Source organism: Phycisphaeraceae bacterium (assembly GCA_040222855.1).
Lineage (GTDB): Bacteria > Planctomycetota > Phycisphaerae > Phycisphaerales > Phycisphaeraceae > Mucisphaera.
Map to the genome: position 1 here is coordinate 957312 of JAVKCD010000019.1, position 23357 is coordinate 980668.

18 protein-coding genes are annotated in these 23357 nt (G+C 63.0%); 9 read left to right on the top strand and 9 right to left on the bottom strand.

Features of this window, described 5'->3' with window-relative positions; all coding sequences use genetic code 11:
* Window positions 1-22: 22 nt before the first annotated feature.
* Window positions 23-805, top strand: a complete 783-nt coding sequence (locus RIG82_09235; protein ID MEQ9461119.1) for a BPL-N domain-containing protein — start codon at window positions 23-25, stop codon at window positions 803-805.
* Between the two features lie 82 nt (window positions 806-887).
* On the opposite strand, the gene RIG82_09240 is transcribed toward RIG82_09235, so the two are convergent.
* Window positions 888-2408 carry an NADP-dependent isocitrate dehydrogenase gene (locus RIG82_09240; protein ID MEQ9461120.1) on the bottom strand — a complete coding sequence of 507 codons (1521 nt, stop codon included), beginning with the start codon at window positions 2406-2408 and terminating at the stop codon, window positions 888-890.
* Between the two features lie 147 nt (window positions 2409-2555).
* On the opposite strand from RIG82_09240, the gene RIG82_09245 reads away from it, so the two are divergent.
* A complete protein-coding gene (locus RIG82_09245; protein ID MEQ9461121.1) occupies window positions 2556-2981 on the top strand; it encodes a winged helix-turn-helix domain-containing protein in 426 nt (141 codons plus the stop codon).
* Between the two features lie 115 nt (window positions 2982-3096).
* Window positions 3097-5910 (top strand): phosphoenolpyruvate carboxylase, encoded by a 2814-nt coding sequence (locus tag RIG82_09250; protein MEQ9461122.1) that lies wholly within the window; start codon window positions 3097-3099, stop codon window positions 5908-5910.
* 182 nt (window positions 5911-6092) lie between these two features.
* On the opposite strand, the gene RIG82_09255 is transcribed toward RIG82_09250, so the two are convergent.
* From RIG82_09255 to RIG82_09285, 7 genes are all read right to left on the bottom strand, one after another.
* A complete protein-coding gene (locus RIG82_09255; GenBank protein MEQ9461123.1) occupies window positions 6093-7154 on the bottom strand; it encodes a hypothetical protein in 1062 nt (353 codons plus the stop codon).
* A 240-nt stretch (window positions 7155-7394) separates the two neighbouring features.
* The gene (locus tag RIG82_09260; GenBank protein MEQ9461124.1) at window positions 7395-9638 is read right to left on the bottom strand and encodes a pentapeptide repeat-containing protein; all 2244 of its coding nucleotides are present in this window, start codon (window positions 9636-9638) and stop codon (window positions 7395-7397) included.
* A gap of 277 nt (window positions 9639-9915) precedes the next feature.
* Window positions 9916-10998, bottom strand: a complete 1083-nt coding sequence (locus RIG82_09265) for a sialidase family protein (protein MEQ9461125.1) — start codon at window positions 10996-10998, stop codon at window positions 9916-9918.
* A gap of 114 nt (window positions 10999-11112) precedes the next feature.
* A complete protein-coding gene (locus RIG82_09270) occupies window positions 11113-11502 on the bottom strand; it encodes a hypothetical protein (GenBank protein MEQ9461126.1) in 390 nt (129 codons plus the stop codon).
* 42 nt (window positions 11503-11544) lie between these two features.
* Window positions 11545-13491: a vanadium-dependent haloperoxidase gene (locus tag RIG82_09275; protein MEQ9461127.1), complete on the bottom strand. Its 1947-nt coding sequence runs from the start codon at window positions 13489-13491 to the stop codon at window positions 11545-11547.
* A gap of 268 nt (window positions 13492-13759) precedes the next feature.
* Window positions 13760-15355, bottom strand: coding sequence for a hypothetical protein (locus RIG82_09280; GenBank protein MEQ9461128.1), 1596 nt, complete (start codon window positions 15353-15355; stop codon window positions 13760-13762).
* Between the two features lie 11 nt (window positions 15356-15366).
* A complete protein-coding gene (locus RIG82_09285; GenBank protein ID MEQ9461129.1) occupies window positions 15367-16752 on the bottom strand; it encodes an AAA family ATPase in 1386 nt (461 codons plus the stop codon).
* Between the two features lie 103 nt (window positions 16753-16855).
* Between RIG82_09285 and RIG82_09290 the strand changes: the two genes are divergently transcribed.
* The 3 genes from RIG82_09290 to rfaE2 are packed head-to-tail and all read left to right on the top strand — an operon-like array spanning window position 16856 to window position 20069.
* Window positions 16856-17479, top strand: coding sequence for a Maf family protein (locus tag RIG82_09290; GenBank protein ID MEQ9461130.1), 624 nt, complete (start codon window positions 16856-16858; stop codon window positions 17477-17479).
* An 8-nt stretch (window positions 17480-17487) separates the two neighbouring features.
* Entirely contained in the window at window positions 17488-18570 is a 1083-nt protein-coding gene (gene lpxK / locus RIG82_09295; GenBank protein MEQ9461131.1) for a tetraacyldisaccharide 4'-kinase, read from the top strand.
* A complete protein-coding gene (rfaE2, locus tag RIG82_09300; protein MEQ9461132.1) occupies window positions 18567-20069 on the top strand; it encodes a D-glycero-beta-D-manno-heptose 1-phosphate adenylyltransferase in 1503 nt (500 codons plus the stop codon). Before lpxK ends, rfaE2 begins: the two co-directional genes overlap by 4 nt.
* Here rfaE2 and RIG82_09305 read toward each other — a convergent pair.
* A complete protein-coding gene (locus tag RIG82_09305; protein ID MEQ9461133.1) occupies window positions 20050-21159 on the bottom strand; it encodes a tetratricopeptide repeat protein in 1110 nt (369 codons plus the stop codon). The two genes, rfaE2 and RIG82_09305, sit on opposite strands and share 20 nt — an antisense overlap.
* Before the next feature lie 20 nt (window positions 21160-21179).
* Between RIG82_09305 and RIG82_09310 the strand changes: the two genes are divergently transcribed.
* From RIG82_09310 to RIG82_09320, 3 genes are read left to right on the top strand one after another with little or no spacing between them, the layout of a single operon-like run.
* Window positions 21180-22013 (top strand): 6-carboxytetrahydropterin synthase, encoded by an 834-nt coding sequence (locus RIG82_09310; GenBank protein ID MEQ9461134.1) that lies wholly within the window; start codon window positions 21180-21182, stop codon window positions 22011-22013.
* Window positions 22013-22291, top strand: coding sequence for a hypothetical protein (locus RIG82_09315; GenBank protein ID MEQ9461135.1), 279 nt, complete (start codon window positions 22013-22015; stop codon window positions 22289-22291). Before RIG82_09310 ends, RIG82_09315 begins: the two co-directional genes overlap by 1 nt.
* Window positions 22288-23337, top strand: a complete 1050-nt coding sequence (locus tag RIG82_09320) for a glycoside hydrolase TIM-barrel-like domain-containing protein (GenBank protein MEQ9461136.1) — start codon at window positions 22288-22290, stop codon at window positions 23335-23337. The genes RIG82_09315 and RIG82_09320 overlap by 4 nt, the downstream gene beginning before the upstream one ends.
* The last annotated feature ends 20 nt before the right edge of the window (window positions 23338-23357 follow it).

Sequence of the window (23357 nt, forward strand, 5' to 3'; positions counted from 1 at the left end):
CCGGGGAGGTAGGATCCCATCCATGATTTACATGCTGTCGCGCCGGTTCTGTGTTCTAATCTGCCTGTCACTCCTGCTCGTCTCCTGCGCTTCCTCACCACAGCCCGATACCCCAGCCCGTCCCATCCAAATCGCCATCTACACCGGCCCCGGTGCAGGCGACGCCGGACCACCCGCCGTCCAACGCGCCCTCGCTTCCCTCGACCACGTCACTACCACCCTCCTCACACCTGACGACTTCACCACCGCCGACCTCTCCGCCTACGACATCCTCGTCTTCCCAGGCGGCCGCGGCCGAGCGCAAGGTCAGGCCCTTGGAGAAGAAGGGCGTGCCAACATCAAAAGCTATGTGCACCAAGGCGGACACTACATCGGCATCTGCGCAGGAGCCTACCTCGCCACCGCACGCTTCCCCGACTATCTCGCCATCGTCAAGGCCTACCACCACCGACCCTGGCAGATGGGCCGCGGAACCGTCACCATCCAACTCACCGAAGCCGGCACTGACTACTTCAACCAGCCCGCCACACCGATCAAAGTCCGCTACGCCAACGGCCCCATGCTCGCCCACGAAGATGGCCTCATTCCCAACCTCGACCTTCCCGACTACGAAGTCCTCGCCACCTTCACCTCCGCACCCCCCGAGAGCCACGACCTAGCCCCAACCCTTATGCCCGGCCAGCCCGCCATCATCGCCTCAACCTTCGGTGAAGGCCGCATCGTCCTCATCAGCCCCCACCCCGAATCCTCACCCGAACTCGACTGGGTTCTCCAGACCAGCGTCCACAACATAACCACGCGCTAGGCAAAAGCCCGACCTGCTCGTACAACAGGCCAGGCTTACTAATGTCAATAAGAAACTGAAAGTCTAATATGCGGAGGGGGGGTCATTCCCCCTGCCCCAGCGAATACGCCAGCTCCCCATCAAACCGACAAAGATGCTCGGTCTTGATGAAGTCCAGACCCGCGGCCGACAGCCTCTGCAGCAGACCGATGACCTGCTCGTGTCGGATCACACTCGGATGCTCCGGGTGCACAAACCGGCAGCGCCAGTGATCGGTGCAGAACGTCTCCGCGTGCCCCTCCGGGTACACCTTCACGCCTCGGTTGCTGATCATCTTCAGCTTCAGGTCAGGACCGGCGACCTGCTCGAGCTTCTGCCCGAGCACCTCAGGCGACCGATCCGCTTCATCCCAGTCGAGAAACACATCGACACCCACCAGTTCCTTTAACGGCTTCGCCGACCGCTTCGCCTTGTACAGCTCCATCCCACCCTCCCGAGCATGATGCACTTGCATCGCCAGCGTCTGCGGCTGCTGGCCCAACCGATCCACCACCGCCTGCGCGAACGCCTCAGTCCCCACCGCGTCATGCTCACCACGGATGTCACCGGTCCGCACGCCATCCTCGATCGCACGCAGCCAAGCATTTTCGATCGCCTGGGCGACCTCCGGCTGACCCACATGATCCATCATCATCACCGCCGCATGCAGCAGACCCGAAGGATTCGCGATCCCCTTGCCCGCAATGTCCGGCGCCGAGCCGTGGATTGCCTCGAACATCGAAGCCACTTCGCCGATGTTCGCCGATCCGCCCAGCCCCACCGATCCCGTCAGCTCCGCCGCCACATCCGAAATGATGTCGCCATAGAGATTCAGTGTCACAATCACATCAAAACCCGTCGGGTCCTTCGCAAGCCGTGCTGTCGCGATGTCAATGATCTGCGCGTCCGCCTCGATCTCCGGATACTCCGCAGCAATCTCATCAAAGACCCGATGGAACAAGCCATCGGTGATCTTCATGATGTTGTCCTTGATAAAGCACGTCACCCGCTTCCGCCCCTGCTGCTTCGCGTACTCAAACGCGTACCGCACGATCTTCTCGGTGCCCGGCCGCGTGATCAGCTTGAGGCACTGCGTGACCTCCGCCGTCTGTCGATGCTCGATCCCCGCGTAGGTGTCCTCCTCATTCTCGCGCACGATCACCACATCCGTCCCCGGGTTCTTCGTCACGATGAACGGGTCATAACTCCGACACGGCCGCACGTTCGCAAACAGCCCCAGGCTCTTCCGAAGCGTCACGTTCAGCGACTTGTACCCCTTGCCCTGAGGCGTCGTGATCGGTGCCTTGAGCATCACACCCGTCCGCCGCAGCGAGTCCCAAGTCGCCGTCTCAATACCCGCGCTGATCCCCCGCTCGTAAACCTTCTGCCCGATCTCCACCTCCTCGATGGCGAGCTTAGCCCCCGCCTCCTTGAGCACGAAGAGCACGGCCTTCATGATCTCAGGCCCGATCCCGTCGCCATACGCCACCGTCACAGCAGCTTCCGCCGACACGTTCGCACGGGGGCTTGGTTTCATCGCGGGGGTCAGCTCCTGCTCGGGGGTCTGCATCATCAGCGTCGTCATCCTAAGGCTCCTGTCGGTCTCGAGATCATCTACACGGGTCTGGCCAACAGGAGAAGAATAATACACGAAGTCTATTTCGTCAAATGAGAGTCTTGTATACTCGTCATCCCGCGATAAACCCTGCGGGTCACAAAGGTGGTATCGGTGATGCCTAAGACAACAGTCAAGAAGAAGCCACGCTCGTCGGGGTCCGCTCGGAGGGCAGCGGCGGGGGGTAGCGGGGGCGCGGGGGGCGCACGGATGGCGGGAGCGATAGCGGGGGGCGGGGGGGGGGCGGGGGGTGGGCAGTGGACGTTTTTGTCTAACCACGCGCATGTGCTGATCTGTCTGGTGGAGGACCCTGGGGCTCGGCTGCGTGATATGGCGGTTCGCGTGGGGATCACCGAGCGGGCGGTGCAGAACATCATCCAAGACCTGGAGCAGGGCGAGGTGATTACGCGCATGCGGGAGGGTCGTCGGAACCGGTACGAGGTTCACGCCGACCAGCCACTGCGGCACCCGGTTGAGAGTCACCGCACGGTCGCTGACCTGCTGGCGCTCGCACGACCAAAGACCATGCCAAAGACCCCGTAGCGGAGCGTCGTATAATGATTTCGCTGGGACGGAAGACCCGGCCCTCCAAAGCCTGACCACCCGTCGAAACCTAGCCCTCCCACGCTGGCCTCGACCCGTGCGGAGCCCCTGATTGATGCCCGATCCTGCTGCCCGACAGACGTTTGCTGGCGACCGACCATTGCGGCGGGATATCCGTCTGCTGACCTGGTTGCTCCGCGAGGTGATCATCGACCACGAGGGGCGTGACCTGTGGACGCAGATCCTGGGTCTGCGCGAGCAGATGACCCGTCGGCAGGACGCGGACGACCCGAGCCGGTCGCAGGAGCGGATCAACAAGCTGATCACGGGACTGCCGACTGATCGTCTGATCGAGGTGGTTCGTTCGCTGGGGCTGTTTTTTGACCTGGCGAACCTTGCGGAGGATCGGCATCGGATCCGCGTGCTCCGGCAGCGGGCGGCGCGGGGCGTGGTCAAGGGTTCGATCGCGGCGAGCATCATGGCGCTGCGCGATCGCGGGCTGGAGCGTGATCAGATCGACCCGCTGATCGAGGCGTTGGATGTGGAGCTGGTGTTTACGGCGCATCCGACCGAGGCCAAGCGCAAGACGGCCCGGCGGATCATCGCGCGGCTGCGTAACAACCTGGGGCGGCTCGACGAGCCGGGTCTGATCCGGCCAGCCCGTCGGAGGATTATCGAGCGGCTTCGGCTGGACCTGGTTTGTCTCTGGACGACCGACACGCTCCGGCCGCGGCGGCCTGACGTGGATGACGAGCTGGGGCGCGCTCTGTTTGCGGTGCGCACGGTTTGGAATGTGGTTCCGGAGATTCATCGGCACCTGGAGCGGGCGTTGGACGCGGAGCGGCCGGTGATTGACGCGACGGGGCATCGGCCGGTGCGGTCGGTGCTGCGGTTTGGGAACTGGATTGGCGGGGATCGGGATGGGAACCCGTCGGTGACGGTTGATGTGACGGCGGGGACGCTGCTGCGGCTGCATCGGGCGGCGATTCAGCTTCATCTTAAAGCCTGCCAGGACCTTCATTTGCGCTTGACGCTATCGCGTCATCGGGTGGGTCGGACGACGCCTGAGGGGGCGAGGCTGGAGACGGCGATCGCGCGGGCGGCGGCGCGGTGGCCGCGGCTGCGGTCGCGGATCGGGGATGTGCATGATGACGAGCTGCTGCGGCAGTGGATGACGGTGGTGCGGTACCGGCTCAAGCGCACAACTGATTCTGAGCGAGGGGCTTACGGCTCGGCGCAGGAGCTGGCGGCGGACCTGAGGCTGGTGGAGCGATACCTGCGGTCGCTGGGGTATGACGACCTGGCGGATGCTGAGCTGCGTGACTGGCAGGTGCGGGTGGCGACGTTCGGGCTGCACCTGCTTCGGCTGGATGTGCGGGAGAACTCGGATTCGCTGCGGGCGGCGATCAACGAGTTGTTGAAGGCGGAGCGTGACGCGGGGGTTGTGCGCGTGGCTGAGGGGGGTGGGATCGAGACGATGAGCGAGGCGGAACGGATTGCGTATCTTACGCAACCCATGACCATGGATCGGGTTGCGGCGATGCAGGCGGCGACGCTGAGTGAGCCGACGCACGATCTGGTGGAGTCGTTCCGGGTGTTGCAGCGGACTGCGCGGACGCGGGGCGAGGCCCCGCTGGGGATGCAGATCATCTCGATGACGCACGAGCCGAGTGATGCTCTGGCGATGCTTTACCTGTCGCGGCTGGGGGCGGCGCTGGATTCCGGGGCGTCGGGGCGGTTGTACCCGCAGCCGATTGTGCCCTTGCTGGAGACGGTGGACGATCTGGATCACGGGCCGGAGATCCTTGATCAGTTGCTGTCGAATCCGGCATACCTTGCGCATGTGGAGGCGACGGGCGGGGAGCAGGTGGTGATGGTGGGGTACTCGGATTCGGCGAAGGATGGGGGGTATCTGAGTTCGAACTGGTCGTTACATCATGCTCAGCAACAGCTTGCGGAGATCGCGGACCGGCATGGGATCAAGCTGCGGGTCTTTCACGGGCGAGGCGGGGCGCTGGGCCGGGGCGGGGGTCCGGCGGCGCGGGCGATTGCGAGTCTGCCTTCTTCAGCGTTGCGTGGCCGGTTGCGGATGACGGAGCAGGGCGAGGTGTTGGCGGAGCGGTACGACGATCCGGCGGTGGCGGACCGGCATCTGGAGCAGGTGCTTTCGGCGACGCTGTTGGCGTCGGCGGCGCACGATCAGAAGATCCCTGCGGAATGGCCGGGGATCGTGCAGCGGATGTCGGATGCGAGTCGGGGGGCGTATCGGGAACTGATTGAGCAGGAAGGGTTTGTGGCGTATTTCCGGAGTGCTACGCCTATTTCGGCGATCGAGCAGATGCCGATCGGGTCGCGGCCGAGTCGGCGGACGGCGCAGACGACGCTGAGTGATCTGCGGGCGATCCCGTACACGTTTGCGTGGACGCAGAGCCGGCAGTTGCTCAACGCGTTCTTCGGGTTTGGCAGCGGCTATAAGGCCTTGTCGGATCAGGAGAAGGATGAGGTTGCGGAGATGTATGTGCGGTGGCCGTTTTTCACGGCGTTGGTGGACAATGCGGAGCTGGCACTGGCGAAGTGCGACCCGGAGATCGCGCGGTTTTATGCGTCGCTAGGGGAGAGCCCTGATCGTAACCTCAGTATTTGGGGGATGATACGGGATGAGGTGGCGGTGTCGACGGAGGCGGTGCTGGGGATCACGGGTCGGGGCGGGTTGCTGGAGGGTACGCCTTGGTTGCAGCGGATGATCCGGGTGCGGAACCCGTATGTAGACGCGCTTAACTTCATTCAGGTGGACCTGTTACGGCGTCAGCGGGCGGTCGTGGCGGCGGGCGGCGACCCGACGGAGGAGACGGCGGAGAACCGGGACCTGCAGCTGGCGGTGCGGCTGTCGATCCAGGCGATCGCGTCGGGGCTGCGGAATACGGGCTAGTTCTCGCCATCAAGCCACCCTTTGGACGTGTTTTTTGGTCGGTTTTGGGGCGTTTGGCGACCGGACTCGTCAATCAAACGTGGTTTGAGGGGGTCAAAGTGCGGTGGAATGTGCGCACGCGGGCCTGTGGCCCGCGTAGAGAGTTGAGACAAGAGAGTAGAGAGTTCAGGGGAGGGTTTGGGTCAGCGGCGGCGGAGCAGGGCTGGTGCGGCGAGGGCGAGGAGGGTGGCGGAGGTGGGGGTGGGGATGATGGCGACCCAGCCTTCCAGGTTGCCGTTTGGGTTGAAGCCCTGACCGGCGAAGACGGTGCCATCGTTTGAGAGGGCTAACACGCTCGACAGCTGCCATCCCTGGAGGTCCAGGTTGTGCTGGGACGCGAGCCAGGCATCCATGCGGTAGAGGGTGGTGTCGAGCCAGATGATTGCACCGTTTGGGTCGTAACCCACGATGATCGATCCATCCGCTGAGACGTCTGTTGCTCTGGTGTCCGAGCTTGTTCGAGGCAGACGAGATAGGCCGCCTTCGGGTGTGGATGTGAAGGCTATGCCGAAGCTGCCTTGACTTTCGCCTACAAACAGGCTCCCATCATCGGTCATGCCCAGGGTGTTTCCTCTTTCTGGTCGTTCGCTCAGGTCCAAGGGGTGGAGTTTGAGGTCAGCGTCCCAGTAGACGGGGCCTTGCGATTGGCTTGGATTGACCCCGCCGGCGATGATTGATCCGTCGAAGCTGACGGCTCTTGCTGCTGCGAAGAGTCTGTTTCCGTTGCCGTCGTCGAGTTCGATGGCTCCTGTTTCGGAGGTCCACTTGAAGGCGCGAGAGGATGAGATTCCAACGACTGTTCGTCCGTCGCCTGATACGTCCTGGGCACTCGAGTTTGAGCCGCCGATTAGATTGATTCTGTGGAACCCATCGGTTCTGGACCACCTGTAGGCTGATGTGTCGGCCCTGCCCACGATGACGGAGCCATCGTGGCTTGTGGCGGTTGCGATGCTCGTCGCTGCATCGGTGGAGGTGAGGAATGTTTCGAGGCCGTTCTTGAGTGTCCATCGGACGGCCTGAGAGCCAGCGGAGCCTTCGCTGGAGCCGACTGCGGTTCGCCCGTCTCCGCTGAGTCCGTTGATGGTGCTTCTGGTGTCCCCGCCCTCGAGGTCACCGATGCCGTAGAAGCCGTTTTGGGCCACGCAGAGGCTGGTGGAACCGCATAGAAGCAGTAGCCCCATGGCTGCTGAGCGTACGATAAGCATGTCTTTCTCCTCCGGTTAAGACTAGTATTTTATAAGGGTTTTTTGCATCTCCAAATCTATTTGCAGCGGGCAGATGGGATTGTGGTTTGCTGGCCTGTAAGAAACTTGGGCCTCGTGGAGGCGGCGATTGTGGTCCGGGGGCTGGCTTTGTCAGACTTCGGTCACTCGACAATGTTTGGCGGTGGCCCTGCTTCGCTCGCTGGCGCGAGCGTCGCAGGGTTGGGGGGGGGGTGTGTTGGGTCAGCGGTGGCGGCGGAGGAGGGCGGGAGTGAGTAGGGCGAGGACGGTGGCGGAGGCCGGGGTTGGGATGGGTAGGCCGTTGCCGGTGTTGAAGTTGGTGGCGAGGATGGAGAGGTCGATGAGGTCGACGATGTTGTCGCCGTTGAAGTTTCCGCCTGCCCAGGTGGCGGGTTGTCCGAAGTTGGCGGCGAGGTTGGAGAGGTCGGTGAGGTCGACGGTGAGGTCGAGGTTGGTGTCGCCTGGGATCAGTGAGTCGATTGTGAATACGACCGTGCCGCTGGTGGCTAAGTTCGTGATATCAAAGTTCCCGATAGGGGTGTTGGTGGTGATCTGATCGAACCAGCCGGAGGTATTTGCGTAGGTCCAATCGAAGAGATGGAAGGTGGTGTTGTTGAGTGCCAGGAGGTCGTTGATCGTGAGGCTGCTATCGATTTCGAGGCTTAGGGTTCCGTTGAGGGAGACGTGTGTCTCTGGTTCTTCAAAGTTGATTGTCGAGCCCCATTCGTTGTCTTCGAAGACCATCCTGAGGGTGGAACCCTGCAGCATCGTTAGCTGCTGGACGATGGTGATTGGGACCGGCTGCCCGCTGGGATCGGGCTGGTAATCCCATATGCGAAGAGAGGCATCGATATCGATGGTCAGTCCATCGATCTGTCCGTCGGGGAAGATGAGATTGTTGATATTTGAAGGGTAGACAAGAGGGTGATTCCACCAGTCATCAGGTCGAACCAGTTGCTCGCGGGTGATGTTGCGGGCGCCGCGCAGGTCGGTGCCCTGCATGATCGTGTCGCGCAGGTTGACGCCGTCGAGGTCGGCGTTTGCGAGGTTGGCGTTGGTCAGCGAGGCGATCTGAAAGTTGGCTCGGGACAGGTTCTGTCGGGCGAGGTTGGCGTCGGACAGGTCCGCTGCGATGAAGGAGACATCCTGCAGGTCACGAACCTTGTAGCTGCTGGTGCTCTCGAGCATCTGGACCGTGAAGCCGACCGTATGATCGAATCGCGCACCCCGGATGATCGCGTCTGTGAAATCTGCATCTGTCAGATCGTTGCGGAGGAAGTTGACTTCGGTCAGATTCGTGTTGCGGAAGGAGGCGTTGTTGCGTGGGGCGTGCTCATACCGCAAGGATCCGCCGAGGTCGGCTCGTGTCAGGTTTGCGTGGCTGAAGTTGGCGTCTGTCAGGACTGATTGGAAGGACGATATGCTGCCGGCCCTGAGGCTGGCGTCGGTGAGGTTCTGGCCGCTGAAGTCCCATCCTGTGAGATCGTTGCCGTCCAGGTTGAGGCTCGACAGGTTGGTGTTCTGATAGCTCTGCGTGCTCTGGAGCATGGCCTGCGTGAGGCTGTTCTGCTGCATGTTGGAGAAGCGTGCGCCTGTGATGATGGCCCCTGACATGCTTGCTGCGGAGATCTTTGCGTTGTTGAAGTCTGTGTTCGATAGGTCGGCGTTGTCAAAGTTAGCGCCAGTCGTATCTGAGTTCGAAAGATTAGCATTGGCTAAGTTCTGATTAGAGAAGTCCCAACCGGGCATATCCAGCAGATGTAAAACTATGCCTGTGAGATTCTGGTTCTGGTAGCTCGCTGTGCTTTGCAGCGTTGAAAACTGGAAGTTGCTGACGCGTTGGAAGTTGGCACCCACGATCGTGGATCCCGCGAAAGTCGAACCCAGCAGGTCGGAGGCGCCAAAGTAAGCGTTGGTCAGATTGAGATTGTTGAAGTCCCAGTAGTGAAGCTTGATCGATCCGAGGATGGTTCCTGTGAGGTCGCCGTCCTGGAAGCTCCGGGTGCTCTGGAGCATTTGGTAGGTGAGACCGGTTACTTGAGAAAAGTCGGCATGTGTGACGTTCGTGTCGGTGAGATTCGCGCCAGTCAGATTCGCGCGGTCAAAACGTGCATCAGTCAGGTCTGAGCCATAGAAATCGGTGTTGGTCAGGTTGGCTCGGACTAAGTAGGTTCTGACCAGCTGGGCATTGCGGACAGTGGAGTTCACGAGTTCGGTTCTGTAGAAGTTTGCATCGGTCAGGTTGGCCTGATCGAGCCACGCTTTTGTGAGGTCAATTTCATTGAGGAAAGCTTCGGGTTCGGCAACCATCCCTGCTCCATCAGGGGTGAGTGTGGTGGACTGCTGCTTGCCTAATGACGGATTCAATGGGTCGATGTACTGCCATTCAAAAATGTCTGCGTATGTAGACGCTGAGGCGCACACAATCAGCAGTCCGGCGCAGGCGGTTTGGCGGGGGGTGATCATGTTGGTCTCCTCCGGAGTGAGGCGGGGCTAGCTGGTTACGACTCTTTATCTATTTTACTTGTGGGGGGGGGTAGACCAAGAGAAAAACGGGGTGGTTTGGCAAATAGTGTGGGGTAGGGGGTTGTTACGGGTGGGTGGTTGGCACGCGCCTGAAGGTGCGTGGAATCCCGAAGGAGGGTGTTTGGGATCCGGGGGCCGGCTTTGCCGGACCCCGGCCACCCGAGTGTTGTGGTTGCCGAATCATGCTGCGCGATGAGTCGGGCCACCCGGTGGTGGATCAGGGGGTGGGGGGTTGTGTGGTAACGGTGTAGACGTAGCCTTGGGTGGCGTGGTTGCCGGTGCCGGTGATGAGGGTGTTGGGGTTGATGGCGGCGAGGTTGCTGGCTCCGCCGGTGTTGTCTTTGGCGAGTTCGATCCATTCTTGCCATGTGTTGGCGTTGTCGGTGGAGATGAGCAGGACGTGTCGTGAGGGTTTTTGTCGTTGGTCGGTGGCGCTGAGGATGATGGCTTTCTGGTTGTTGAGTGTGAGGGTGGTGGTTTCGCCGAGGAAGCCTTTATTCCAGATCTGGTGTGCGGTGGTCCAGGTTTCGCCTTGGTCATCGGAGGCGTAGAGGGTGGCGATGCCGGAGGCGGTGACGAGGATGCGGTTGTTGGCGGTGAAGAAGTGCATGAGGTCGCGGGCGTCGGGGAAGTCGGCGGTTTGTCGCCAGGTGAGGCCGGCGTCGGTGGATTTGAAGATTTTGCCGGAGGCTTCGAAGCCGACTCCGGCAAGGACGACGCCTTGGCCGAGGCCGATGAGGCAGGTGACGTTTTGTCGTGGGAGGGCGTCGGAGAGGGGGATGTGGTCGAAGGTCTGGAAGCCGTCGGCGGAGCGGATGATGCTGATGCGGTTGTTTTCTGAGCGACGGAGTCCGGCGAGGATGGTGCCATCGTCGAGTTGGGTGAGTGCGACGGTGCGTGAGGCTTGTGGTCGAGCGACGACGGACCAGTTTTCGCCTTCGTCGGTGGATTTGAGGATGAGGGCGGGTTCGGAGGTGGTGGCGTAGAGGGTGTTGTCGTGGGCGCGGATGAAGTTGCGGATGTCAGCGGCGTCCCAGAGGTCGCCGGCGTCGGTGGTTTTGCGCCAGGTCACGCCGTGGTCGGTGGTTTTGTAGATGTCGGCGGTTTCTTCGGTGCCGATGAGGGCGATGCCTTGGGCGAGTTGGATGGAGGAGCGGACATTGGATTCGCCTGGGGGTGCAAAGGTGTGGGTGATGTGGGGTGTGGGTGTCGCGGCTGGCGTGGCGGTTGGTGTTGTATGCGGTGTGTTGCAGGCGGTGAGGGTGGCGATGAGGGCGAGTGCGGTGATGAGGTTGCGCATGGCTACTCCTGGGCATGGCGGGTGCAAGTGCTCAGGGTAGTGCGGGTTGGGTGTGAATTTAAGTGTTCATTAGGGTGTGTGGGGGCTTGGCGGCGTTGTGTGAGCAGCCAGTATTTAGTCGGCGATGAAGAGTTGGGCCCAGGCTTTTGGGCTGGCGACCTTGAGGAGTTGGTCGCGGAGGTGGGCGAGGGTTTGTTTGAAGGCGTTATTCTGCTTATCGATGTTGCTGTAGAGGCGGTCGAGTCGTTCTTCGGTGGTGGTGTCTTTGGTGCTTTTGATGGTGTGGCTGGTGTTTTCTTTTTCGATGATATCGAGGGTTTCATCGATGCCGGCGAGGAATGTGAGGATGGCGGTTTCGGCGGTGGTGTTGTCGATGTTATCGACGGTGCTCGTTTCGACGGCGCTGAGCGAGGTGTGTGCGTGTTGATGGGGGATGGGCGGGCTGATGGAGGAGCAGGCGGTGAGGGCGAGGGTGGTGATGACTAGAGTGATTTGGGGTTTCATGGTGGCCTCGATGAGTTTATCGGCGAGGCGGGGGTGTGGGTGTTAGCGGGGGGTTCTGCGGTTGAGGGTGAGGAGGCTGAGGGCGAGGAGGCTTAGAGAGGTGGGTTCGGGGATTTGGGAGCCGGTGAAGTAGAGGTTGGCGAGGTCCCAGACGTCTTGTCCGATTTCGGCGCCGATGATTCGGCCTGGGAGGTCGTCGGCGCGGACGTGGATTCCGCCGTAGAGACGGGAGAGTCCGGCTTCGTCGGCGGCGTCGAAGTAGGTGGCCCATTGGAGTTGGATGGGCTCGGAGGGTCCGTATTCAAAGAAGAGAGAGTTGGCGGCGGGGAAGTCGTAGGTGCCGAGTCCGCCGGGGAAGTAGTCGGAGTCGGTGATGGCTGCGAGGACTTCGGCGGCGGCGCGTGAGAAGGTGGAGTGTCCTGAGACGTAGGCGGCGAAGGGTGGAGTGACGAAGGTGTCGCGTTGGTAGGGGAGCCATTCGGTGGCGAGGACCCAGTCGACACCGCCGACGTCGTCGGGTGTGAGGAAGGGTGGTTCTGGGGGACCGGTCCAGGAGAGGATGGCGATTTCACCTTCGCGTCCTGCGAGGTGTTCGTGTTTTCCGCCTGGGGCGGTGGTTTCGGGCGTGATGACTTCGACGAGACCGGGTTCGAGGGTGAGCCCTTCGGGGTGGTAGGTGGCGACGAGGTCGCCATCGACTTCGATGAAGAGGTTGGGGTCGGAGGCTTGTCCGCGTTGTCCCATGTATCGGATCATGGAGACGGGTCGGGAATAGTCGTAGAAGCCTTTGTGGTTCCAGGCGGCGACGCCGGCGTCGTGGACTGCTGCGTTGAGGGCAAAGTAGGTTTTGATATCCCAGGTGAGTTCATCGACGACTGGTCCGGTTCCGCCGATGCGTTTTTCGATGCCGAGTTGGTTCATTTTGTCGGCGACATCGTTGGCGATGGTGTTCCAGTGTCCTGGGGGGGCTTCGGAGTCGGGGCCGTCGGCCCAGAACTCGGCGACGATGCGTCCCCAATCGGCGTGTTTGACGAGTTCGGGGGTGTAGGGCTGGTTGGTGTGGGGGTTGATGGCGTGGCCGACATCGTTGTAGCTGCCGAGGGTGCGGTTGCCCATGGAGGCGGGTGAGATGTCGATGTAGTCGTGGTTCTTGTTGGGGTCGAGGAGAGCGGAGTAGCGGATGACTTCGTTGACGGACTCCCGGAAGATGGCGTCGCCGGTTCCATTCAACTGGGGGGGAGGCCCCTGGTCGTGGTGGACGTTGTTGATGGGGTTGCGGTCGGCATCGGAGATGGCGAAGCCGTTGACATCGCCCCACCAGGGTGTCTGGAACTCCTGGACGGGGTTGGTGATGGTTTGCCCGTTCTGGTCGATGCGTTCGCCGACGAACTCGAGGGGTTGCCAGCGGTTGGGGTCGGTTTGTGGGGTGCCGGGGTCGTCGAAGCGCATGGGTAGATTGACGGGCGAGTAGCCTGATGGGTCGGCGTAGTCGAGGGTTTCGTTGCTGCCGTCGTTGAGGCCGTGGTTGATGACGGCGTTGGCGATGCGGTTGCCGATGGCGGCGGGTGAGTCGCCGGTGGTGTTGGTGTTGTTGAAGTTGTAGCCGAGGTTGACCATCTGGGATTTGGTCTGGAAGTCGGTGAATCCGCGGCCGGGTCCGGTTCCGCCTGGGCCGGTGACGAAGCGGTGCTGGATGATGCGGTAGGCGGCGAAGGAGATGGCTTCGTTTTTTGCTGCGTCGGTGTTGAGGGTGGCGGTTTCATCGACGAGGTAGGGGGTGATGGAATCGTCGAAGGCGGCGAAGGCGTCGTACATGCCCATGGAGAGGTGCCAGAGGTTGCGGGCGTGGACGGTGGGTCGGGCGGTGTCGGCGCGGATGGCGTCGAGGAGTTGTTCGTTCCAAATTCTGGCCACAGAATCAGCGTGGGCGGAGGTGGTGACGCAGGCGGTCAGGGCGGCGGTCAGGAGGCAGGTGGAGCGGGCGGTCATGGGTTCTCCTCGGCGGTCGAGATGGGCGCACGGGAATGGTAGGCCCCGGTTCTATAACGATGGCCGATGGGGGCGTGGGGGCAAGTTTATTGGGGTGGGGGAGGGGTGAAGATGGGGGGGGTGTAGTGAGTGGAGAGAAGAGAGTTGAAAGGAGAGAGGGGAGGGGGCGGGGTGTTGTTGGATTGATTCTTCGGTCCAGAGGGTGGGGTGCGAATACCCCGGACTGCCGTCCGGGGCTCGTTGGAGCCGGATGGTTGGTTGTGTTGGGTTAGGTGAGGGGGGTGAGGTGGTAGCCGGAGAGGTCGGCGAGGCGGATGTGTTGGAGGAGGTGGAGGTGGAGTTTGGAGCCGAGGCGGCGGGTGAGTTGGAGGCCGAGGTCGGGGCGTTCGGTGATGAGGTGCATGACGGGTGCGGCTTCGGGGTCGAAGCGGCACTGGCGCTGGGTGAGTTGGAGGAGTTGGCGGTGTTCGGTGGCCCAGTGGCGGGCGTCGGCGAGGTCGAGGAGGGCGGTGTGGAGGGTGGCGAGGTCGGTGTCGGTGGTGTCGCGGGTGGTGGCGGTTCGGGGGGTCTTGCGGTGACGCTGGATGAGGTGGAGGCGGCCGTCGGCGTCGAGGAGGAGTTTGATGTGTGGTTGATGGGGGCAGGTGGCGTCGAGTTTGATGGCGTCGGCGAGGCCGAGGTCTTCGTGATCGATGAGGAGTTGGGCGAGGTCGGGTTCGGGGGGTGTTGCGGTGGTGTTTTGAGGGGTGGTGGTTTCGGTGTGTGGGGTGTGGCCGCTGCGGGTCATGGGCTGGGCGAGCTTGCCGATGCGTGATCTTGCTGCCCCCCCGCTTAGGTCTGCGGGGTCGTTGCTGTTTTCGGGTGTGGCTTCGGTTTGGTTTGGTTCGGGGTCAGTCTGGTGGAAGGCTTCGAGTTCGATGTCGGGGAGGGTGTGTGCGGGGTGGCCCATGGTCGGTTCTCCGTCACGGGTCGTATGCGGGGTGTGGGGTGTTTCGGGGAGGGGTGTGGGGTTGGGTGTTTCGTTGTGGGCGAGGTCGTCCATCCATCCGCGGAAGCGGAGCCACATGCGGGCTGCGGGTGTGAAGCGCGCGACGGGACGGGTACGGACGGGGCGCATGCGGGCGAGGGTACCGACGAGATCGACGGCGATGCCGAGGTGGGACTGGGCGGCGGCCTGGACTTTTCGGGCGGCGTCGAGTCCTTCGATTTCGGATGAGCCGAGGATCATGACGGCGACGCGGCGCGGTGCGGCGGAGGGATCGGCTTCGATGAGGTGTTTGAGGAGTCGGTAGCAGGCGACGACGGCGGCGTCATCGGCTCCGCAGAGGAGTGTCCAGCGGTCGAAGGCGGCGAGGCGGCCGAGGGCGACGGGCTGGATGGAGCCATCGCGGTAGGGCTCGATGTGGACGAGCATGCGGGCGAGAGGCTGGTGGGGGTTGGTGAGTTGCGCGTCGAGGGTTTCGACGAGGTCATCGCGTTCGCGGCTGCCCGGAGGGATACGTCCGGGTGCGGTTTCGCGTTGTTCGCCGACGACTTCGAGGTCGAGGGCGTCATCGTCGGCGTGGAGGAGTCCGATGGGACCGTGGTCTTCGGCGAGGAAGTGTGCGTACTGGGTGAGCCATGCGCCGCCCAGGCCGGGGAGGTTTCCGAGGATGACGGCTTCGAGTCCGATGGCGTGTGGTTTTTGGGCGTCGTCGTCGGGGGCGTCGTCGGTTTCGTGGTTGTTGTCGGCGTGGTCGAAGCCGGAGAGTCGGAGGTGTTCGGGTGTGGGATCGCTGGCGCTTTTGGTGGGCGTGTCATCGGTGCCGGTGAGGAAGACATCGGCGAGTTCGTCGAGTGTTTGTTTTGTGCGGGGGTCGTCCATAGTGGGTCCCGCTAGGCGATTTCGACGACGTTGTTGACGTCGCCGAAGGGATTTCGTTCGACGGTGGGGTTGTAGGGGTCGTTGTACCATCGTCCATCGGCGACGAGTCGGTATTGGTAGTGGCCGGGTTGGAGAGGGAGGCAGACCTGCCAGACGCCGAGGTTGTCATCGCGGCGCATGGGTGTTTGGGTGGGGTTCCAGTCGTTGAAATCGCCGGCGATTTCGAGTTTGACGGCGCCATTGGCGGGCTGGACGAAAAGCATGCCTTGCTGGGTTTTTCGGACGCCGTAGATCTTGGCGAGTTTTTCGGCGAGGGAGGGTTCGGTCTGAGGTGCTTCGGCGATGGCGAGGGCAGCGCCGTTGTTGTGTTCGTGTTGTGGGGCGAGGGGAGGTTGTCCTTCGGTGGGTGGCGTGACGGGGTTGGCGACTCGTGCGGTGAGGGCGCGGGCGCGTTCGACGAGTTCGGCGGCGCGGGAGAGGGCTGGGTTGACGGAGGGTTCTGGTTCTTGGGCGGGTCCGTCGAAGACGGGTTTGGCGGGTGCGTTTTCGAGGAGCCAGTCGGCGAGTCGGTCGAAGTCGGACATGCCTCTGGAGGAGGCGTCGTATTCGGTGATGGGTTGTCCGAAGGAGGCGGCTTCTTTGAGTTTGGCGTTGAAGTTGACGACGACGGGTAGGAGTTTGTCGCCGAAGTGTTTTTTGAGTTCGGCGAGGATCTCGCGGGCGAGTTTGGTGCGGACGTCGTACATGGTCGGGAGGATTTTGAATCGTGCGACGTGGCCGACTCGGCGGGAGAGCATCTCGATGGTTTGTTGTTGTTTGACGGCGCCTCGCATGGCGAAGTAGCCGGTTTCGACGGGGATGATGACTTCGCGGGAGGCGCGGAGTGCGTTGAAGGTGAGCAGTCCGATGGAGGGTGGGCAGTCGACGATGCAGAAGTCGTACTTGGCATCGACGGTTGAGAGGATGTGGGCGAGTCGGCGGTCTTTGTCGGGTGCCTGGGCGAGTTTTTGTTCGATGCCGGCGAGGGCCATGGTGGAGGGGGCGAGGTCGAAGTGTCGTGCGACCTGCCAGACGACGTCGGCGATGGCGATGGAGCCGTTGAGCCCTGCGGCGAGGACATCGGAGATGGAGCGTTCGATCTGGGTTTCGGGGACGGCTAGTCCGAGGGCGCAGTGGGCCTGCGGGTCCATGTCGACGAGGAGGGTTCGGAAGCCTTTGGCGGCGAGGACAGCGGCGAGGTTGATGGAGACGGTGGTCTTGCCGCATCCGCCTTTCTGATTGATGACCGAGATGGTCCGCACGTCGTGGCCCTTCGAGTCTGTCTTCCGTCGGCTCGGCTGGAGCTTTGGGAGAGACAGGCGGTGGGTCGAAGCGTTGTTGCGCCGACCGCCGTTCATGGTTATCGGGGCAGGTTTTTGCCCGCCTTGAAAATGATCGGCGATTTCAGTGTTTGGGCGTGGGTTATTCCCGGACAGGCGAGTGGCTTACACTGTTTTGGTGATGACCGAAGGCTCGATTTCGAGGTCGCGATTGATTTTGGCCAGTCGTTCGCCGAGGCGTGCGCGGTTGCTGGCGGAGGCGGGTGTGGTGTTTGTGCAGTTGTCGCCTGAGTTTTCGGACCCGTTGAGTCCGGTAACGGAGGGGGGTGAGACGGCGGCGGGGTTGGCGGAGCGTCTGGCGTTGGCGAAGGGGCGGTCTTTGTGCGCTGTTCACCCGGGGGACGACTGGATTTTGGCGTCAGACACGCTTTGTGTGGGTGCTGGGGGCGAGGTGTTGGGGACGCCTGTGGGGGTGGAGGAGGCGCGGGCAATGCTGCGGGGGTTTATGAACTGCGATCACCAAGTGATTACGGGGGTGGCGCTGCTGGACCCGGCCGGGGAGGTGAACCGAGTTTTTTCGGATGCGGCGGTGGTGACGTGGGGCGAGGTTGGGGATGAGGTGATCGAGGCGTATCTGGGGACGGATGCGTGGCGGGACAAGGCGGGGGGTTACAACCTGTTCGACCGGCTGGAGGCGGGCTGGCCGATCGAGGTGGAGGGTGATGAGACGACGGTGGTGGGGTTGCCGATGCGGCGGTTGCTGCCGGTGCTGGCGGAGCTTGGGTTTGTGGGGGGGAGGGCTTGAGTCGGGGGGTGTCGGAGCTGATGTCGGGGGAGGCGCGGGGTTTGGGAGCTGTCGTGGCGCGGGCTGGGCTGGGGTTGCTGGAGCCGTTGTATGGGGCAGGGGTGTGGTGGCGGAATCTGGGGTATGACCGAGGGTGGCGTGAGGTGGTGGACCTGGGGCGGCCGGTGGTCTCGGTGGGGAATCTGACGACGGGTGGAACGGGGAAGACGCCCATGGTGGTGGAGGTGGTCCGGCGGCTGGAGGGGATGGGGAAGCTGACGGGGGTGTTGCTGCGTGGGTATGGCACGGAACTGAAGGAGCGGGAGCCGGGGGGCCCGCGGGCGATGGGTTCGGATGAAGCGATGGTGTATCGGGAGGCGTTGGGTGACGGGGTGATGGTCGCTGCGGACCCGGATCGTGTGCGGGCGGCGCGGTGGGTGCTGGAGAAGGATGCGGGGGTGGATGTGTTTGTGCTGGATGATGGTTTTCAGCATCGGCGGGTGAAGCGGGATGTGGATTTGGTTCTTGTGGATGCGATGACGCCTTGGGGTTTCGGGCACTTGCTGCCACGGGGGATGCTGCGGGAGTCGGTCGGGGGGTTGAGGCGTGCGGATGGGGTGGTGGTGACGCGGTGTGATCGGGTGTGTGAGGGGGAGATCGGAGCGATTGAGCGGAGGGTGCGTGGGGTTCACGAGAGTGTGGCGATGATGCGGTCGGAGAGTGATTGGACGGGGTTGAAGGGTGTGGAGGGTGAGGCGATGGGGGTGGAGGTGTTGTCGGGCAGGCGGGTGTATGGGGTGTGTGGGGTGGGGAACCCAGCGGCGTTCGCGGCGATGTTGCGGGAGCGGGTGGGCGAGGTGGTGGGGATGTGGGAGGCGGCGGATCATCATGCGTACAACGAAGCGGATGTGTCGGGGATCATGGCGGCGGCGCGGGGTGCTGGGGCGGAGCTGATCGTGACGACGGAGAAGGACTGGGTGAAGCTGGTGGGGCTTGTCGGGGGTGAGGGCTTACCGGTGGTTCGGGTGGTGCTGGGGACGCGGGTGGTTCGCGGGTCGGATGAGCTGGATAGACTTCTGGCTGGTTTGTTTGCTGAAGGGTTGCGCGGATGAATGGTCAGGGTCTGCTGGATCGGTTGGACGGGTGGGATCGGAAGCGTGTGCTGGTGGTGGGTGACTTCATGCTGGATCGGTACACGTATGGGAATGCGGAGCGGTTGTCGCCTGATGCGCCGGTGCCGGTGCTGGCTGTGGAGCGGGAGGAGACGCGGCCTGGGGGTGCGTCGAATGTGTGTCGGCAGCTGGCGGCGCTGCGGTGTGCGGTGATGGCGGTGGGTGTGGTGGGTGAGGATGAGTCGGGTCGGCAGTTGTGCGAGGCGCTGGAGGCGGGTGGGGTGGATGCGAAGGGGCTGGTGCGGTGCGGGGATCGTCCGACGACGGTGAAGCACAATCTGGTGGGGCTGGCGCAGCATCGTCACCCGCAGAAGATGTTTCGGCTGGACGTGGAGTCGAAGGGGGCGTTGGATCGTGAGGCGTCGAATCGGTTGCTGGAGGTGGTGGATGGTTTGATCGGTGAGGTGGACGTGGTGTGTCTGGAGGATTACGGGAAGGGTGTGCTCAGTGAGGCGGTGTGTCAGCATGTGATGCATCGGGCGCGGGAGCATGGTGTGGCGGTGTTTGTGGATCCGGCGTCGATTGCGGATTACGGGAAGTACCGGGGGGCGACGGCGATCACGCCTAACCGGACGGAGGCGGAGCTGGCGACGGGGCGGTCGACGGCGGTGGAGGGTGATGGGGATCCGGTGGAGGCGCTGGACCTGGTGGCTAACCAGTTGTTGAGTGACCTGGGTCTCGATGCGGTGGTGCTGACGGTAGACAAGCAGGGGGCGTTGCTGCGGGTGGGTGATGACCCGCCTGAGCTGGTGCCAACGGTGGCGCGGGCGGTGTATGACGTGACGGGAGCGGGTGATGTGGTGCTGGCGATGCTGGCGGCGGCGCGGGCGAATGGTTGTTCGTGGCGTGAGTCGGTGGAGTTGGCGAATCTGGCGGCAGGGTTAGAGGTGGAGCGTTTCGGGGTGGTGCCGATTGAGCTGGATGAGGTGTTGTTGGCGGTGTTGTCGCGGCAGTCGGAGGTGATGGGGAAGATCCGGACGGTGGAGATGTTGCTACCCGAGTTGGCGGCTCATCGGCGTGCGGGCAAGCGGGTGGCGATGACCAACGGGTGTTTTGACATTCTGCACGCGGGTCATGTGGCGTATCTGCGGGCGGCGCGGCGTGCGGGTGATTTATTGGTGGTGGCGGTGAATGATGATGCGTCGATTCATCGGCTCAAGGGTGAGGGGCGGCCGGTGAATCATGAGGGTGATCGGGTGCTGGTGCTCAGTGAGTTGGAGAGTGTGGATTATGTGGTGGTGTTTGATCGGGATACGCCGACGCACTTGATTGAGGCGATCCGGCCGGAGGTGCTGGTGAAGGGTGCGGACTACACGCGGGACCAGGTGGTGGGTCACGAAGTGGTGGATGCGTATGGCGGGGAGATTGTGCTGGTGGATCTTCGTGCGGGGTTGAGCACGACGAACATCATCAGGAAGATCACGGCTGGTTCGGGGTGAGGGGTGAGCTGATTTCGTCGGCGACTTCGGTGATGAGGGGGTGGGTGGGGTTGATGGAGCGTGCGCGTTGGAGCCAGTCGTTGGCGCGGGGCGTGTCGCCGGCGCGGAAGCGCCAGCGGGCGGCTTCGGCTGCGAGAGTGACGTCTTCGGGGAGGATGAGGGCGAGTTGTTCGAAGTGAGACGCGGCCCCGCCTGGGTCGCCGGCGTCGGTCAGGCACTGGGCGTATTCGCGGGAGGCGTCGAGAGTGGCGAGGTCGTTGGGGGGGAGATTGCGGAGTTCGGCGGCGGCGTCGGCGGGTCGGCCCAGGGCGCGGAGGAGTCGGGCTTTGCGGATGGTGATGTTACGCCAGGCATCGGGGTCGGCGAGGTCATCGGTGAGGTCGATGGCCTGTCGGAGGTGTCGTAGGGCGGCGGGGATGTCGCCTCGTTTTTCGGCGACGCCTGAGAGGCCGGCGTGGGCGCGGTTGGCGGTGGGGTCGAGTTGGGCGGCGCGGGTGAAGGCGGTCTGGGCGGCGTCGAGTTGGTTGCGTCGGAGTTGGGCGGTGCCGAGGAGGAGGAGGGCTTTGATGTCGTTGGGTCGTTGGGCGATGACGTGGTCGAGGTGGGGGATGGCCTGGTCGTTTTGGTTGAGGCCGACGGCGATGGTGGCGGTGAGGAGTCGTAGTTCGGGCTGGTCGGGGTCGAGACTCAGGGCGTGCAGGGCGGAGGCGTAGGCTTGTTGGGTCTGGCCGATGGCGAGTTGGAGTCGCGCGACGAGGGATTGGGCGGTGGGGTTGTCGGGGAGCTGTTTGGCGAGGTTGAGGATGTCTTGTTGGAGTTGGGCGGGGATGGTGCCGGTGTTGTTGGCTTCGAGGAGTCGGGATTCCTGGGTGGCGATGGCGATGGCGGCTTCTTCGGGGGAGAGGGGCGAGGCGGTGGGCTGGTTGGGGGCGGACTCGGAGCAGGCGGTGAGGAGGGTGAGGGTCAGGAGGAGAAGGAGGGTGAGGGGTTTGGTGGTCCGAGCGCGTGCGGGGTGTCTTGAGGGATGATTGAGAAGGTGAGCGCCCGGGGGTGAAGGGCGGGACCTAGGATGTGGGGAGATGTTGGACACGCTGGTCAGGATATGCGGTTGTGGTTGAGTTGACTCGGACGGTACGGGTTTGTGTGAATGATCCTGCGGAGGATGCGGGTCGGGGTGCGTCGTTATCGAGCGGGGTGGACAATGCTTTTGCGGCGTGGCCGGCGATGAGGGGATTGGGGCGGTATTACGAGGTGACGGTGGCTTACGAGGGGGAGCCGGACGGGGCGACGGGGTATCTGGTGGACATCCGGCTGGTGGACCGGGTGGTGCGGGAGCGGGTGCTGCCTGTGCTGGGTCGGGCGGTGTCGGTTGGGAAGCCGGTGGCGATGGGGCGGCTGATGGGGGAGGTGTTGACGGAGGTCAAGGCTGGGGTGGGTGCGGGTGTGAGTGGTGTGGCGTTGTTGTTAACCCCGATGCTGAGGTTGCGGATGTTGGCGAGTGATCCTGAACGCGTGCTGGTGACCCATAGCTATGAGTTTTCGTCGGCGCACCGGTTGGCGTTGGCGGACCGTGATGATGCGGAGAACTTTGATTTGTTCGGCAAGTGTGCGAACCCGGCGGGGCATGGGCACAACTACCGGCTGGACGTGACGGTGGGGTGTGAGGTGGATGAGGCGGGGGGTGTGCCGATGGCGGAGACGCTGGATGGCTGGGTGGATCGGCGGGTGATCGAGGTGCTGGATCACAAGCATCTGAATGAGGATGTCGCGGCGTTCGCGGGGTTGAATCCTTCGGTGGAGCACATTGCGCAGGTGATCTGGGGTTTGCTGGCGGGGTCTGAGGGCGAAGTGGGGTCGGGTGTGGTGCTGGACGAGGTGCGGGTTTGGGAGACGGGGAAGACGAGTTGTCGGTACCGCGGGCCGGTGGCGGGTAGTCTGAGCTGATGGCGATGATGATGCTGGCACAGGTTCTAGGGCTTCGGGTGGCGATGTATGCGCTGCTGGTGGTCGTGGTGGGGGTGGTTCTGGTGTTGGCGGTGATGGCGTTGTTCGGTTCGTGGCGGCGGCAGTTGCGAACGCGGGGCGAGCGTGGCGGTGAGCAGGATGAAACGCTGGATGCCTGGCGGGCGGCGGGTGAGCGGATGAAGGTGGAGCCGGAGGAAGAGGATATTGAGGATGAGGATGAGTCGGGGCGGAATGGGCGGTCGGACGGGCGTGGATGAGGGGGCTTTGTTGGCTGGTCGCGGTGGTGTTGGTGGTGGGTGTGATGTTGTCTGGTTGGGGTGCTGTCGCGGATGAGCTGGAAGGTGCGGGTGCGGAGCGGGTGCGGGGGATGACGGTGAGCTGTTTTCGAAATGGCCGAGGGGAGTGGGATGGTCCAGAGATGGGGCCGACGTTGACGGATTTACAGGGGTTAGGGGTGAACGCCGTGGCGACCCATCCATATGCGCGGATTGGCGGCGATGGTTCGGTGGGGTATCGGGTCGTGGCGGACGACCCGATGGTGTTGGTGCCTGCGGCGTTGGCCAAGCGTCGGGGCATGGCGTTGATGCTCAAGCCGCATCTGGCTTACTGGAGGAGTCCTTTTGCTTGGCGGGGTGAGATTACGTTTAACGATGAGGCGTCGTGGGCGCGGTTCTTTGAGGCGTACCGCGTTTTCATTCTTCATCAGGCGGAGCTGGCTGAGCGGGGTGGTGTGACCTTGTTTGTGGTCGGGACGGAGTTGCAGGGGACGGTGCATCGTGAGGCATCGTGGCGGGCGTTGATCGCTGAGGTGCGTGGTGTTTATTCCGGGCGGTTAACGTATGCGGCGAACTGGGATGTGTATGAGGAGGTGCCGTTCTGGGATGCGTTGGATGTGATTGGGGTGCAGGCTTATTTCCCGTTATCCAATGCGGAGCGGCCGAGGGATGCTGAGCTGCGGTCGAGTTGGGGGCGGGTGATGGAGCGGCTACGGCTACATTCGGCTGAGCAGGAACGGCCGGTGTTGTTCACGGAGTTGGGGTATGCGCCTAGTGTGAACGCGGCGCGGGAGCCCTGGTTGGATGAGCCGAGGGGTGAGATCGTCCCGGAGGGGGAGGAACTCAAGCGGCGGTGTCTACGGATTGCGCTTGAGGTCACGGGTGAGGCGGGCCCGTGGTTTGAGGGTGTGTATCTGTGGAAGTGGTTTCCGACGGATCGGGTGATTCGGCGGAACTTTGTGCTTCAGTACCCGGAGGCACGGGCGCTGTTGTCGGAGGCGTGGCGGGGTGTTGAGTTGGGCAAATAAAAAACCCCGGCTTGTCGCCG

Excerpts from the sequence above, each read along its gene's own strand:
- RIG82_09270 (MEQ9461126.1), bottom strand. The coding sequence starts at position 11,502 with ATGAAACCCCAAATCACTCTAGTCATCACCACCCTCGCCCTCACCGCC.
- RIG82_09280 (MEQ9461128.1), bottom strand. The coding sequence starts at position 15,355 with ATGGACGACCCCCGCACAAAACAAACACTCGACGAACTCGCCGATGTC.
- RIG82_09315 (MEQ9461135.1), top strand. The coding sequence starts at position 22,013 with ATGGCGATGATGATGCTGGCACAGGTTCTAGGGCTTCGGGTGGCGATG.
- RIG82_09285 (MEQ9461129.1), bottom strand. The coding sequence starts at position 16,752 with ATGAACGGCGGTCGGCGCAACAACGCTTCGACCCACCGCCTGTCTCTC.
- RIG82_09275 (MEQ9461127.1), bottom strand. The coding sequence starts at position 13,491 with ATGACCGCCCGCTCCACCTGCCTCCTGACCGCCGCCCTGACCGCCTGC.
- RIG82_09255 (MEQ9461123.1), bottom strand. The coding sequence starts at position 7,154 with ATGCTTATCGTACGCTCAGCAGCCATGGGGCTACTGCTTCTATGCGGT.
- RIG82_09250 (MEQ9461122.1), top strand. The coding sequence starts at position 3,097 with ATGCCCGATCCTGCTGCCCGACAGACGTTTGCTGGCGACCGACCATTG.
- RIG82_09240 (MEQ9461120.1), bottom strand. The coding sequence starts at position 2,408 with ATGACGACGCTGATGATGCAGACCCCCGAGCAGGAGCTGACCCCCGCG.
- RIG82_09265 (MEQ9461125.1), bottom strand. The coding sequence starts at position 10,998 with ATGCGCAACCTCATCACCGCACTCGCCCTCATCGCCACCCTCACCGCC.
- RIG82_09245 (MEQ9461121.1), top strand. The coding sequence starts at position 2,556 with ATGCCTAAGACAACAGTCAAGAAGAAGCCACGCTCGTCGGGGTCCGCT.
- rfaE2 (MEQ9461132.1), top strand. The coding sequence starts at position 18,567 with ATGAATGGTCAGGGTCTGCTGGATCGGTTGGACGGGTGGGATCGGAAG.
- RIG82_09320 (MEQ9461136.1), top strand. The coding sequence starts at position 22,288 with ATGAGGGGGCTTTGTTGGCTGGTCGCGGTGGTGTTGGTGGTGGGTGTG.
- RIG82_09290 (MEQ9461130.1), top strand. The coding sequence starts at position 16,856 with ATGACCGAAGGCTCGATTTCGAGGTCGCGATTGATTTTGGCCAGTCGT.
- RIG82_09260 (MEQ9461124.1), bottom strand. The coding sequence starts at position 9,638 with ATGATCACCCCCCGCCAAACCGCCTGCGCCGGACTGCTGATTGTGTGC.
- RIG82_09235 (MEQ9461119.1), top strand. The coding sequence starts at position 23 with ATGATTTACATGCTGTCGCGCCGGTTCTGTGTTCTAATCTGCCTGTCA.